The 12,629-nt window shown below is 56.0% G+C and carries 11 protein-coding genes; 6 read left to right on the top strand and 5 right to left on the bottom strand.

What is annotated here, in order from left to right; all coding sequences use genetic code 11:
• The first annotated feature begins 475 nt into the window (after positions 1–475).
• The gene (locus DSM25558_RS13365; RefSeq protein WP_143240102.1) at positions 476–1,648 is read left to right on the top strand and encodes an MFS transporter; all 1,173 of its coding nucleotides are present in this window, start codon (positions 476–478) and stop codon (positions 1,646–1,648) included.
• A 35-nt stretch (positions 1,649–1,683) separates the two neighbouring features.
• Here DSM25558_RS13365 and DSM25558_RS13360 read toward each other — a convergent pair whose 3' ends face one another.
• Complete coding sequence (locus tag DSM25558_RS13360) at positions 1,684–2,673, bottom strand: helix-turn-helix domain-containing protein (protein ID WP_077105262.1); 990 nt, start codon at positions 2,671–2,673, stop codon at positions 1,684–1,686.
• A gap of 263 nt (positions 2,674–2,936) precedes the next feature.
• Here DSM25558_RS13360 and DSM25558_RS13355 point away from each other — a divergent pair, with 263 nt between their 5' ends.
• Both DSM25558_RS13355 and DSM25558_RS13350 read left to right on the top strand, forming a co-directional pair.
• A complete protein-coding gene (locus DSM25558_RS13355; RefSeq protein ID WP_077105261.1) occupies positions 2,937–5,192 on the top strand; it encodes an autotransporter domain-containing protein in 2,256 nt (751 codons plus the stop codon).
• Between the two features lie 213 nt (positions 5,193–5,405).
• Positions 5,406–5,726 (top strand): BA14K family protein, encoded by a 321-nt coding sequence (locus tag DSM25558_RS13350; RefSeq protein WP_077105260.1) that lies wholly within the window; start codon positions 5,406–5,408, stop codon positions 5,724–5,726.
• Between the two features lie 52 nt (positions 5,727–5,778).
• On the opposite strand, the gene DSM25558_RS13345 is transcribed toward DSM25558_RS13350, so the two are convergent.
• The gene (locus tag DSM25558_RS13345; protein ID WP_077105259.1) at positions 5,779–7,725 is read right to left on the bottom strand and encodes a glycosyltransferase family 2 protein; all 1,947 of its coding nucleotides are present in this window, start codon (positions 7,723–7,725) and stop codon (positions 5,779–5,781) included.
• 176 nt (positions 7,726–7,901) lie between these two features.
• On the opposite strand from DSM25558_RS13345, the gene DSM25558_RS13340 reads away from it, so the two are divergent.
• On the top strand, positions 7,902–8,663 hold the full coding sequence (locus DSM25558_RS13340) for a transporter substrate-binding domain-containing protein (RefSeq protein ID WP_077105356.1): 762 nt from the start codon (positions 7,902–7,904) through the stop codon (positions 8,661–8,663).
• 5 nt (positions 8,664–8,668) lie between these two features.
• Here DSM25558_RS13340 and DSM25558_RS13335 read toward each other — a convergent pair whose 3' ends face one another.
• Both DSM25558_RS13335 and DSM25558_RS13330 read right to left on the bottom strand, forming a co-directional pair.
• On the bottom strand, positions 8,669–9,334 hold the full coding sequence (locus DSM25558_RS13335) for a S24 family peptidase (protein ID WP_077105258.1): 666 nt from the start codon (positions 9,332–9,334) through the stop codon (positions 8,669–8,671).
• A 110-nt stretch (positions 9,335–9,444) separates the two neighbouring features.
• Complete coding sequence (locus DSM25558_RS13330; protein WP_077105257.1) at positions 9,445–10,095, bottom strand: response regulator; 651 nt, start codon at positions 10,093–10,095, stop codon at positions 9,445–9,447.
• A 223-nt stretch (positions 10,096–10,318) separates the two neighbouring features.
• On the opposite strand from DSM25558_RS13330, the gene DSM25558_RS13325 reads away from it, so the two are divergent.
• Positions 10,319–10,687, top strand: a complete 369-nt coding sequence (locus DSM25558_RS13325) for a DUF952 domain-containing protein (RefSeq protein WP_077105256.1) — start codon at positions 10,319–10,321, stop codon at positions 10,685–10,687.
• Entirely contained in the window at positions 10,687–11,775 is a 1,089-nt protein-coding gene (locus DSM25558_RS13320) for a quinone-dependent dihydroorotate dehydrogenase (protein ID WP_077105255.1), read from the top strand. The genes DSM25558_RS13325 and DSM25558_RS13320 overlap by 1 nt, the downstream gene beginning before the upstream one ends.
• Before the next feature lie 355 nt (positions 11,776–12,130).
• Here DSM25558_RS13320 and DSM25558_RS13315 read toward each other — a convergent pair whose 3' ends face one another.
• A complete protein-coding gene (locus DSM25558_RS13315) occupies positions 12,131–12,628 on the bottom strand; it encodes a CAP domain-containing protein (RefSeq protein ID WP_077105254.1) in 498 nt (165 codons plus the stop codon).
• Position 12,629 lies beyond the last annotated feature (1 nt).

Raw genomic sequence — 12,629 nt, 5'->3', positions numbered from 1 at the left:
TCATGTGCTAGACAATGAGCATAAAATAATCTGACGTGCCGCAAAAAAATGGTGAAAAACTACGTTAGGCAATCCCAGTTTGACCAACGGAATGCAATCTCTAGCACGGTAAAAAATACGGTATATTTGAAATAATAGAAAATTAATTCATATTTTACAGTTGGTTATTTTAGGAGTTTGGTTCCCTTCACCCGCTCCAGCCGGATCAATAAGTCCGACTTTATCACCCATAAAGCAGTGCCTCTTCAAAGCGATGCCGCGAAGGTTCATGCAGAAGTTCATCGGCTGGTTGCTTGCGCCTGGGTTAATTTAGGTCCTATGGAGCATTGCTGAGATTTATATTTGGCGTCTTCGATACAAGTCTCCGGCAGAAGAATTCCTATTCACGTCTTTTCGTTTCATCCTCCTCGACAAAACGGCATTCAGCGCGCTTATCGGTGCTGGTTGATCGACGCGTCGACTGCATCAGGCAAGCATGTCTTTCCAACAGATCAGGTATCTCCTTCCGCTGCTCATCACCGCAGGCATCGTGATAGGTGCGCATGGGTTGCAGTTGACGCTTGTTGCCGTGCGCGGCGCGCATGAGGGATTTGCTGTTACTGTTATCGGGATTATGAGCGCGCTCTACAGCCTCGGCTTTGCGTTGGGCTGTCTTTCTGTCTCCAAACTCTTTTCACGGCTGTCGCACCGCCAGACATTCATGATCCTGGCAACGGTGGGGGCGGTGGTTACGGGATTGACGGCATCGACGATCGATCCGAACATCTGGATCTGCTTGCGGTTCATCTCCGGCTTTGCCTATGCGGGTTTGCTGGCGGTGATAGAAAGCTGCATCAATGCCAATGTCGGTAATTCCTATAGAGCGCAGGCGCTGTCGATTTACCGCCTCGTCAACCTGGGTTCGGTGGCGGCCGCACAGCACGCTATTCCCTCGGTTGGCATAGACAGTCCAGCGCTGTTCCTGATGATATCCGTCGCGCTCATTATTTCGTTGGTGCCGTTTGCGTTTGTGAAAACGGCTCACGCGGCGGCAACGACCAATTTGCGGTTCGACCCTGCCGGGGCGTGGCGCATCAGCCCGCTTGCGGTGTTGGGTGCCATTGTCGCGGGTCTGACTGTGACGACGTTCCGCTCGACCGGGCCGGTCTATGCCCATTTCATCGGCTTGACACCGGCGGGTATCGCCAACTTCATGAGTGCGGGCATGGTTGGCGGTTTGATATTGCAGTATCCGCTGGGGTTCTTTTCCGACAAACTGAGCCGCGTTGCCGTCATTCTTTTCACCATGGTCGGTGCTTTGGCAACGGAGGCGTTCCTCGTTGCTTTTGCGGGTACGGACGCGCTTTCCAATATCGTTGGCATCATCATCTTCGGGGCGTTCAGTTTTCCTTTATATGCCCTCAGCTCCGCGCACGGAAACGATCGTGCGGCCAGAGGCGGCGACTACGTCCTTCTGGCCGCATCGCTGCTGTTTTATACGTCGGTGGGAGGCACGCTCGGCCCCCTCATCGTCTCTGCCTTGATGCAGAGCGAAGGCGAGGCCAGTTTCTTCTGGTACATGTTGGTCGTGCACGGGCTTTTTTGCGCTTACGCAGTTTACGACATGGCAACCAAGCATCTGAACAGATGGAATACGGATACGCGTTGAGATCGAGCACCTCGGGGCACCGCGACGATCCAGCTTCACGCCGCGTTGAGAGCCCTGATCCAGCCGTCGAAATCCGCATAGGATTTGCTGTCATTATCCGAATATGTGGCGCTCAGTTGACGCCGGTATTGGCCGGGCGACATGGCGAAGAACTCGGAAAACGTTCGTATGGCGTGACTTTCGCTGGCGAAGCCAACCTGATGACAGAGCGTGCCGATGCTGAACCTTGCCATTTCCGACATGGCAAGCAGCTGACGTAACTTCGCCGCTCTGGTTTTTTGCACATATCTTGAAATGCCGCCCGCAGGCTTGAACAGATCGTACAGACGCGTCCGCGACAGATTGGCGTTTTTTGCGATCCATTCTGGCGAAAGTTCGCGTTCTGCAAGATGCGCATCGATCAGGAGTTTGACGCGCTCCATTGCTTCGCTGGCGTCTCTGGGCCGTGAGCGGTTGTCGGAATCAAGCGCAAGGGCCAGCGCCTGGCGGAACATCTGGGTTACGCGTCCGGAGATTGCTTTGCCGTCTTGCACCGGGTGTCGCACCAGAGAAGACATCAGGTCCGCAAGAATGAAGGAATGGGCGCTCTTGAGAACGGTGCCATGCAGATCTCCCATGTCACGGTCTATCTCGCCGATCATGTCAGGAGCCACGGCGAAGGTGAGATAATGGCAGTCCGTCAGTTTCGTACGCTGTGGCTTTGCCATGTCGAACAAAACGATCTCTCCCGGGCCAACAGAAAGGGTGGAGCCCGGCGTTTCAACCAGTAACTGGCCTGAAAGATTGAGCTGTAGCGTAAAATGCTCGAACCCATCGACATTGGCACGACGAATGGAACGTTCATGTGTGACGTCGTTCAGCTTGCGATCAAACATGACGAGCTTCCCCAGCCGCCAAGCCTCGACCCGCGCATGAAAATCTTTGCCGTTGATGTCAACGTCAGAGCCCCCAGCGTAGAGGTCGCGATAGGCATCGAAACGTTGGTCTTGATGAAACGCTGAACTGTCGAACGTGAAGGAAGCCATTATTAACCATATGACAAATCTAGGGCGGGAAAGAGCTTGGAGAGATGACACTTATTTCAAAAGTATAAAATATGTCATAAAAGCCACACCAGATTTTTATACTTATGGAATATGGTATCAATCAGTTGGTTAGACGTCCAGACAATTAATACGGACGCTCAGGCATGTTCGAGAATTAAGCCCGCTGCTACCCATTCGCCAGATTTCAATATCCGCGTTGTTTCAAAACAAGACGCGACGGGGCGAGCAGGGGATTAAACGGCATGGCCAAGACGTTTTACTACAAAGATACAATCAAAACACGAAATTTTTCTACTGGTACGTCTCTGATTGCTATGGCGCTGGCCCTTTCGGGCGCATTCCCCGCCGCGTCGCAGGCGGCACCTCCTAGCCCCGTATCTAGCAACGAAAATCTGAAGTTCGAGCAGATTGATACCGCAGATGGCGACCTATCCTTCGTTGGTTTGAGCGGAGATGGTTCGACTCTACTTTTTAACAAGTATGTACGCTCTGTAGGCTTGTGGGGAGGCTATGTGCCATACGTATGGCGGAATTCTGAAGGTTCAACGCCTGAAACATCAGGGTTTCTGACCAGCACTGCAATCAACGCAGACGGTTCTGTTTATGTCGGCAACCTTAGTGCCGAATTTAATTGGTTCAGTGAAAGCCGCGCAGTACGCGTTACGGAATCTGGCGTTGAAGATCTGGGAACGCTCGGAGGAACATATTCGAGCGCCATCGGCGTCAGCGACGATGGGAACGCTGTAACGGGTAATTCCTATATATCAGATAATACTGCTACACATGCATTTTATTGGTCAACCTCCACAGATGGCATGATCGATGTCGGAGCGCTGGGTGCTGGCAGAAATTCCAGTGCCACTGCCATCAGCGGTGATGGTACAACAGTCGTGGGGTATTCAAATACGTCGTCTGGAACAAACCACGCGTTCCGCTGGCAGGTGGGCGGTCAAATAACAGACTTGGGAGCGCTCGACGGGGATGATTACTCAGAAGCCCGAGCTGTGAGCAAAAACGGCAATGTCGTGGCTGGTTACTCTTATAGCGGTGAAGAAACTTCACGCGTCTTTCGCTGGACGCAGGTTGGCGGCATGACAGACATCGGGACGCTGGCGACAGACGAACCCATCAACTATAAAAGTACGCGATTCAATGCCATGAGCAAGGATGGGAGCACCATAGTTGGTTATGTCTACGTTCAGCCTCAAGATGACGCTTATTACCAGCTTGCTTATCGCTGGCATGTCGGCAGTGATGGCGTTACTGGTACCATGCAGGATCTTGGAAATTTGGGCGGTCGTTACTCCTTAGCCCGGGCCGTGAATGCAGATGGCAGTGTCGTCGTCGGAGATTCGCAGGATAGCAGCAGTACGACCCATGGCTTCCGTTGGACGGATGCGACCGGCATGAAAAGCGTTGATGACTGGTTGAGATCTGCAGGTGTAAACCTTTCTGAGGACGTCACGCGGACTGCAGAGGCCGTATCCGACAATGGCAATGTGGTTGCTGGTTACACGCAGGATAATCAATTCTACTACGCCCGCGTCGGTGCACTCGGCAGCGGTATCATAACTCCTGAACAGTTCCTTCCAACAGTTCAAAGCGCGGCCGTCACCCCCAGCAACATGCAGCTGAGCTACGCCAACACTGCCATGTTCGGTGCCGAAGGCAGCCCAATGCGCAACCTTCTCAATGCCGGTCAGCGTTCTGCCTGGGGAACGGTGGACAGTGGTTATGACAAGAGCAATGCATCCGATGGCGGCTTTGCGCTTGGCGAAATTGGTATGGGTTACGGCATAGCGGACGGCGTTACGGGTCGCCTTGCACTCGGCGGCACCTACACCAATCAGGACCTCGAAGGCGGCGGCGATTTCAACTTCAAGGGCTTCTACGTTTCGCCGGAAGTCACGGCCAACGTCGTCAACAATCTCTACGTCACGCTCGGCGGCTATTACGCTGGCGGCAAGATCGACATCCATCGCGGATACGAGAATGGCGGAGCGCTTGATTTCTCCAACGGTAATACGGACACCCGGACATGGGGCGGCAAGTTGCGCTTCGACTGGCTGGATGCCGTCACGATCGCCGACACGGCAATCTCACCCTACATCGGTCTGTCGCGTGCAAACAGCAATGTCGATGCCTACACGGAAAGCGGCGGATCGTTTCCTGTCGCCTATGACGATATGAGCGATCATGCGACGATTGCACGTCTGGGTGCTGATTACGTTCATCCGCTGACTGAAAACGTCAACCTTCTGGCACGTACGGAAGTCGCGCACCGGTTTGAAAGCCAGTCTTCTGCCACAAGCGCAGAAATCCTGGGCCTGTCGTCCGTCGATCTGCCGGGCCAGGATTTGAAGCAATGGTGGGTCCGTGGCGGCCTCGGCGCAGAGTTCGGCGTCGGCGGTGGTACGGCATCCCTCATGGTCAACGCGTCCACCGAGGGCGGCGACCCGCGTGTGTGGCTCCGCTCTGGCTGGAAGGTAAATTTCTGACACAGCCAATCCAGATGGCTTGATACAAATCCACCGAAGAGATTCGGTGGATTTTTTTTGGCCCGCGCGCAGTGTTTCGGCACCCCTTCGATTTGTCGCTCTGCAAAGCCGAATTTGGTGGTGTCAACACCAAATTTTAACAATTTCATCTTTTCCGGAACAAAAGCTGCCCAAGTCACGTTGGTTTTCCAAATAGAAAAAAAGGAATTACCAATGTCCAAGATGGTAAAACTCATTTCTGTCGTAGCTATAGGTCTCGGTTTTTCTGCGACTACTACAATCCCTGCCCATGCATTCAGCGTTATCGCTCCTGCATATGAGGGGCAGGCAGAAACGCAGGGGACTTACAATCACCCACCAGTCGCCTTTACCGGCGGCCCTTCTGACACCGCCAACTCAAGTGGTTTGTCGCTGTCTTCGCAGGAAATCCAGCATGTAAAGTGGTGCGCGCAGACCTATACGTCCTATCACGCCACTGACAATACCTATCAAACCAAGCAGGGCGCGCGCACGGAATGCCGTTCGCCTTACTGAATTAGGCAGGATTCACCTTGCCGCCGTTTACTTTGGACAATATCAATTTTAATTAAAATTTTACCGAATTAGTCTTCGAAACCGGTTTGTGCGGCGTCTTGTTCCAGACGAATGGTTTATAGCGAAGCTCGTAGACCGCGCGCCACGCCGCAGCAGACAGCATCAGCCAATAAAGTGGCGTCGCCAGCCATCGTTTCCCGATCATACCGCGCTCATGGTCGATCATGGCGCGTGTCCCCATCAACAGAAAAATGGCGTAGCTCGCGATGATGTTGAGCGTGTCGATCCCGACCAGTGCAAGTTGCGCTGCGGAAAACGCATCTAGGCCCTCCACCCACAACGTCCTACCGACGACCATCAAATAGATGATGAACAGTGGGTGCGTCAGCGAGGACAACAACATGCCGCCGATCAGCAGGTGAAAGACCAGATAGGCTTTCCAGCCCATTTCCGTTGCAACATTGACCGGCGATCGCATCATCACCAGCCAGCTTTGCAGCCAGCCCTTGAACCAGCGGCTGCGCTGGGCAAGCCAGACGAATATGTCGTTGGGCGCATCTTCCAGCGTCTGATAGCTGATGACATCGGAGTAATAGCCGAGCCGATACAGGCGCATGCCGAGATCGGCATCCTCAGTGACATTGTAGGGGTCCCACGCACCGACATGGCGCAGAACCGATGTGCGAAAGTGGTTGGATGTGCCGCCCAGCGGAAGAGGCATTTGCATGCGTGCCAGCATCGGCAACATGCGCCTGAACAGCGCGGAATATTCCAGCGAAAAGGATGAGGTGATCCAGGAGACATCGGCATTGCTGATGATGAGCGGTGCCTGCAGGCAGGCCAGTTTGTCACAGCCGTTGCGAAACCGGGCATAGGCCTCGCGCAACTGTTTGGGATGCGGTCTGTCCTCGGCATCATAGACCGCGATGAACTCTCCACGCGCGCCGTAGAGCGCATAGGTCAAAGCCTTCGGTTTCGTACGCGGCAGGGACGGCGGTACGTGGACGATTTCGAAATGCGCGCCGGGGCGGAGGCGCTCGATCGCAGCGATTGTCGAAGCATCATCCGCCTCGCAGACCAGCTTGATATCCAGTCTGGATTTCGGCCAGTCGAGCCGGTTCAGCGCGGTGACGAGTTGCTCCACGATTGCGTCTTCGCGGTAGAGGGCAATGAGAATGGTATAGACGGGTAGCTGCTCGTCTGCTGATTGGTCCACCAGTGCCAGTGTTCGCCTGTCCGGTTTGGAGCGCAGCGGTACGAGGCGAAACAGGATGGCAGCCATGTAGAGCGCAGCGGTGATGATATGCAGAAGGTAAAAGGTCAGCGAGGGCGAAAGAAGCATCGACCCTATTATGATGGTCGCGCCGACGCCCAGCAGGAACCCCTGCTTTCCGTGCAGGGTAATGCGCGCTGAATAAAGCGGTGTCGCATCGAAAAGCGCGTTTACCGTCTGTCGTGTTCGCCGTTGCGCGCCCGCCTGCCAGACGGCAGCAAGAAGCGCCGAAGGCGTCGTGACGACGAGATCTGCCGCAATGCCGGGCGTCGCCTCCAGCGCGTGTTTCAGTCTTTCGATACTGCCCACATCAGGAACGATGGCGATATAGGGTTTGGCGTCCTTCGGAGATAGGCGGACCATCCGCGTTTCCAACAGCTGGACATCGAGCGACGCCGTATCGACCACGATATCCCCATCCAGCTCGGACACGAATGGCAGTCGCAGAAAGCGGGCAAACGCCCCAAAATACGCGTCTTCCGTGACAGTTCCGTCCGCCAGAAGCTCCGCTTCAAATGTCGATCCGTTGCGAAGCGCACGTTCCGTGAACGCCTCGATATAGGGCTTCCCCAATCCCAGCGTCTTGAGAAAGGCAGCTTCGTCACTCTCTGCCGAAGCGCTGTCGAGGAATGAAAATGGATCGTCTTCGATCGGGTCGAACACAATTTCGCCCTGCACAAGCATCGCATTCTGCGATTCTTGTGTATACTCGTCAAAACGCGACATACACATACCCTGCCACCGTGCCGGTGGTGCCCAATAATTCCCCGTAGCGGATCATATATATGCGCTTCTTAGTTGCACCATCAAAACTGACGGGTATTTTTGCCTCTTTCTTTTGTGCGAGCATTATTTTTGCGTCACATTCCATACGTGCGGACAGCCTGACGGATGGTGGTCGCCTGCCTGTGCTGTTCGATACGCAGGAGCGGTTGCCCGGAGCCGACCTATCGACCGTGTCGCGTGTGCGGTTTTTGATGTCGGTGGATTTTCCGCCCTTCAATTTTACGGATCAGGATGGGCGGCTGGTGGGCTTCCATGTCGATCTTGCTCGCGAAATCTGCGCGCAGCTGAAGATCGAAAGCAAATGTCAGGTGCAGGCGCTGCCCTTTGACGAGCTGGAAGCCGCCGTGGAAATGGGCGAGGGCGAAGCTGTGATGTCGGGCATCGCCTCCAGCGCCGATCTGCGAAAAAGCTTCAGCTTTACAAGGCCCTATATTCTGTTGCCCGCCCGCTTCGCCATCAACAAATCGACCAGGCTGGAGGGGCAATCAGCCAGCGCGCTGTCCGGCAAGAAAGTCGGCGTCATCAGCAATTCGCGTCATCAGGCCATGCTGAAGGCATTTTTCCCCAGTGTCGCCGTCAACGGTTTCGACGGTTACGAGCCGATGTATGAGGCACTGAAGTCAGGCAAGATCGATGCCGTCTTCGCTGATGGCTTGCGATTGCCCTTCTGGGTCTCGGGAACCGCGTCCGATGGCTGTTGCGCCATGTTCGATGGGCCCTATATGTCGGACCGTTTTTTGGGCGAAGGCCTGTCCATCATGACTGTTGATCCGGAAGACAAACTGGTCCCCGCCTTCGATCAGGCGCTTGCCGCTCTGTCGCGTAATGGCAGGTTGGAGGAAATCTACCGTCGCTATTTCCCTTACGGGTTGTTTTAGCGTGGTTATTGGCTTGCCCAGATGATGCGGGCCACCCATTCCACGTCTGCCAGATCGAAGCTGCGGTTGGGATGCTCAGGGTTGAGCGAGAAAAGCTCGATGGTCTTGGAGGTCTGGCGTGCCAGAACCTTCGCCATGACCTCGCCATCCCGACTTTTCACGACCACACGGTCGCCCCGCCGCACCTGTGCGCCAGGCTCCACGATCAGCACATCGCCATCACGGTAAAGCGGCATCATGCTGTCGCCTTGAACTTCCAGCGCATAGGCACCGGCCTTGTTGGCGGGCGAGGCGGGAAAGTCCACCACATCCCAGCCCTGACCCGCAGGAAAACCACCATCATCGAAAAAGCCGCCCGAGCCCGCCTGAGCAAAGCCGATCAGAGGAATGGCACCCGTCTGTGGCGGGAAGTTGCCATCCGGCATGGCATTTTTGTTGGCATGGCCCATGGCATAACCAAAAAACTGGTCGATTGTTGCCCCTGTCGCCTCCAGCACCTTGGAAATGGATTCTGTCGAAGGCCAGCGCTGGCGGCCATCCGGCCCCAGCCGCTTGGATTTGTTGAACGAGGTCGGGTCAAGTCCCGCTTTGCGCGCCAGACCGGAAGGCGAAAGCTGGTTCCGGTCGGCAAGCGTATCGATCGCACTCCAGATATTATCGTGTGACAGCATGATGAACGGTCCGGGTGGAGCGGCGTCGTCACGCGGCTCTTCAGTATCGTGAGAAACCTAGCCAAATATGCCCAAAGAGTAAAGTATTAAAAGGAATAAAATCCTTGTATCTATGCGACCAGCGTTGACATATTGATCTTGGAAAGCTGAATGACCGCCTGCGTCCGGCTATCCACTTTCAGTTTCAACAATATCGCCGAGACATGCGCTTTGATGGTGGCTTCCGATACGCTCAACTCATAGGCGATCTGCTTATTGAGCAAGCCTTCGCCCAGCATACCGAGGACGCGGTTTTGTTGCGGGGTCAACGTGCGCAACCGGTTGATCAGGTCGGCCATATCAGGGTCATGATCCTGCCCGGACTGACAGGACGCCGGTATCCAGACATCACCCTCCAGCACGGCACGAATGCCCGCGCGCATATCCTCGATACCGGAGGATTTGGAGATGAAGCCCGAGGCACCGAGTTCGATGGCACGGCGCATGGTGGCGGGGTCATCACTGGCCGAAACGATGACGATGGGCAAGCTGGCAAACTCTGCCCTCAGTGACATCAGCCCGGAAAAACCGCTGACACCCGGCATGGCAAGGTCGAGCAGCATCAGGTCGGCATCCGGCTGGTTCTCGGCGGCGGCTTTCGCGGCCTCGAAATCTCCCGCTTCGATAATGCTGTTGTCGCCCTCTAGCCCCGTCACCGCCTGACGCAATGCGCCACGGAACAAAGGATGGTCGTCTGCAATGATGATCGTGAGTTGTGACATGCCGCGCCCCCTCCCAAGAGCATTTCATGTGCGCCTTATTTTTGGCGGAGTTTCATCTCCCGTCAAGCACCGCCATGCCAAGGATTGCGTGAATATCGCTGCAATACAAGCTTTAGATTGCGATGGAGGTCCCCGAGGCGTCGTCAAGGCGCAAAAATCTGCGTGAAGCGATGGACAAGCGCCGGCATTTGCGGCAAACCGCCCGCAGTGAAGGAGACGCCGTATGAGTGAAACGCCCCCGATCATCAACAATCCCGTTATTTATAAGATTGTGCCGACTGACCTGTGGCGGGACGCCAAGGAAGCAGGCGTTTTCAAAGGCGCGGCCATCGACCTCCAGGATGGTTACATCCATTTTTCCACCGCAGCCCAAGTCAAGGAAACTGCGCAGAAGCATTTTGCCGGTCAGAGCGATCTTCTACTGGTCGCCGTCGATGGTGGCGCGCTGGGTGAAAAGCTGGTGTTCGAAACCTCGCGCGGCGGTGATCAGTTTCCGCATCTCTACGCGCCGTTATCCCTAAGCGCGGTGCTGTGGGAAACGCCGCTGACGCTTGATGATGATGGTGCCCACCAGTTTCCGGAGATTGCATGATGAGCGGAATTTTTTCCTCGATCGGTCGGCGCGGCCTGTTCTTGATGGACCCGGAAGTGGCCCACGGCATGTCGATCGCCGCGCTACGCTCCGGCTTCATCCCCACCTGCATGGTGCCGCATGATCCGCGCCTGCAACAGACCGTCGCTGGCCTCGTTTTCCCCAATCCGCTCGGCATGGCAGCGGGTTACGACAAGAATGCGGAAGTACCCGGTCCGCTGCTGAAGATGGGCTTCGGCTTCACCGAAATCGGCACGGTCACGCCGCTCCCGCAATCGGGCAATCCAAAGCCCCGCATCTTCCGCCTTGTTGAAAACGACGCCGTCATCAACCGCCTCGGTTTCAACAATGAAGGCCATGCTGCAGCCCTCGCGCGCCTCATTGCCGCTGGCCTGCGCGGCCTCGTCGGCGTCAATATCGGTGCGAACAAGGATAGCGAAGACCGCATTTCAGACTATGTGAAGGGCATCGAAACCTTCGCCTCCGTCGCCTCTTATTTTACCGCCAACATCTCCTCGCCCAACACGCCGGGCCTGCGTGATTTGCAGGCGCGCGATAGCCTGTCCGCCCTGTTGAAAGCCGTGCTGGAAAAGCGCGATGCCGAAGCACAGAAGCTGAACCGCCCCATTCCAGTCTTCCTGAAGATCGCGCCTGATCTGACGGAGGAGGGACTGGACGATATCGCCGCCGAAGTGCTGGCCCATAATCTCGATGGTCTCATCGTCTCCAACACCACGCTGTCCCGCGATGGACTTCGCCCCGGCCCGAACAATCACGAAACCGGTGGCCTGTCCGGCAAACCGCTCTTCGATCTCTCCACCACCGTTCTCGCCAAAATGCGCAAACGCGTCGGCCCGGCTTTGCCCATCATCGGTGTCGGCGGTGTGTCATCGGCCGAAACCGCACTGGAAAAAATCCGCGCCGGTGCCGATCTCGTGCAGCTCTATTCCTGCATGGTCTATGAAGGTCCAGCGCTGCCGGGCCGCATCGTGCGCGGGCTTTCCACATTGGTGGAGCGTGAGCGGGTTGGGAATGTCAGGGAGTTGCGCGATAGCACGGTGGATCGCTGGGCCGAGCGGACGATTTAAGCGGTTAATTCAAGTCTCCCACCTTTCCTCCGTCATCCTAGGGCTTGTCCCTAGGATCTAATCACGTCTCCAAAATCGCAACGTAGCAGATGCCTGGGACAAGCCCGAGCATGACGACGGAAACGTTTGAGAAAGCGTGTAACGGTCGAGTTTTTCCGCCTTCTCCCCACCGGGGAGAAGGTCGCGGCAGCGGGATGAAGGGGCAAGGGTCAATGTATCAGGAGAACTAGCCCCCTCATCCGGCCTTTCAGGCCACCTTCTCCCCACCGGGGAGAAGAAACCAAGCCGCAAAGCCATGCCTTCAAGTGCGGGGTGACGGAGAATTACAGGTCGAAAGGCCTCTAACCCAACCCCATCACCGACACAGCACCATCGCCCAATAAGGCCTATTCTTCGCCGCCGCATCATAAGCAACCGCGACACCCAGTCCGCCATAATTGCCCAGCATATTCTCCAGATGGTGCGGAGAGCCAATCCACGCCTTCACCACGCGCTCGACCGTATCCTGCCCGGCCGCCACGTTTTCAGCCGCAGGCAACGGCACGTCGCCGTCCTTCATGCGGATTAGGAAACTGTCCGTCAGGCCAATGAGATGCGCCATCTTCTGCGCCTTCACCATGCGGTTGGCCTGAAAAGCGGCAGCCTGTTGTGCAGCGCTATTTGCGGACAGCGTCGGTAGCCCCTTGGAACGACGAAGCTCGTTGACCATGGGAAGCGCCGACGCCGTTTCATCGCGCGTGCCGGCTGCAATACCCTTGTTCGTGGGTCTTGAGACGCAGGCGGACAGTGCAGCACTGGCGGAAACCAGCACGAAGCCGCGCCGTGAAAGTGTCATCAGGGAATCTTGGGTCATA

It is taken from the genome of Agrobacterium sp. DSM 25558, assembly GCF_900100825.1.
Lineage (GTDB): Bacteria > Pseudomonadota > Alphaproteobacteria > Rhizobiales > Rhizobiaceae > Agrobacterium.
The sequence above is the reverse complement of the archived record's forward strand: the minus strand, read 5'-3'. Positions and strand labels throughout refer to the sequence as shown.

Coding starts and splice junctions, on each gene's coding strand:
- DSM25558_RS13365 (WP_143240102.1), top strand. CDS start 476: ATGTCTTTCCAACAGATCAGGTATCTCCTTCCGCTGCTCATCACCGCA.
- DSM25558_RS13360 (WP_077105262.1), bottom strand. CDS start 2,673: ATGGCTTCCTTCACGTTCGACAGTTCAGCGTTTCATCAAGACCAACGT.
- DSM25558_RS13355 (WP_077105261.1), top strand. CDS start 2,937: ATGGCCAAGACGTTTTACTACAAAGATACAATCAAAACACGAAATTTT.
- DSM25558_RS13350 (WP_077105260.1), top strand. CDS start 5,406: ATGTCCAAGATGGTAAAACTCATTTCTGTCGTAGCTATAGGTCTCGGT.
- DSM25558_RS13345 (WP_077105259.1), bottom strand. CDS start 7,725: ATGTCGCGTTTTGACGAGTATACACAAGAATCGCAGAATGCGATGCTT.
- DSM25558_RS13335 (WP_077105258.1), bottom strand. CDS start 9,334: ATGCTGTCACACGATAATATCTGGAGTGCGATCGATACGCTTGCCGAC.
- DSM25558_RS13330 (WP_077105257.1), bottom strand. CDS start 10,095: ATGTCACAACTCACGATCATCATTGCAGACGACCATCCTTTGTTCCGT.
- DSM25558_RS13325 (WP_077105256.1), top strand. CDS start 10,319: ATGAGTGAAACGCCCCCGATCATCAACAATCCCGTTATTTATAAGATT.
- DSM25558_RS13320 (WP_077105255.1), top strand. CDS start 10,687: ATGAGCGGAATTTTTTCCTCGATCGGTCGGCGCGGCCTGTTCTTGATG.
- DSM25558_RS13315 (WP_077105254.1), bottom strand. CDS start 12,628: ATGACCCAAGATTCCCTGATGACACTTTCACGGCGCGGCTTCGTGCTG.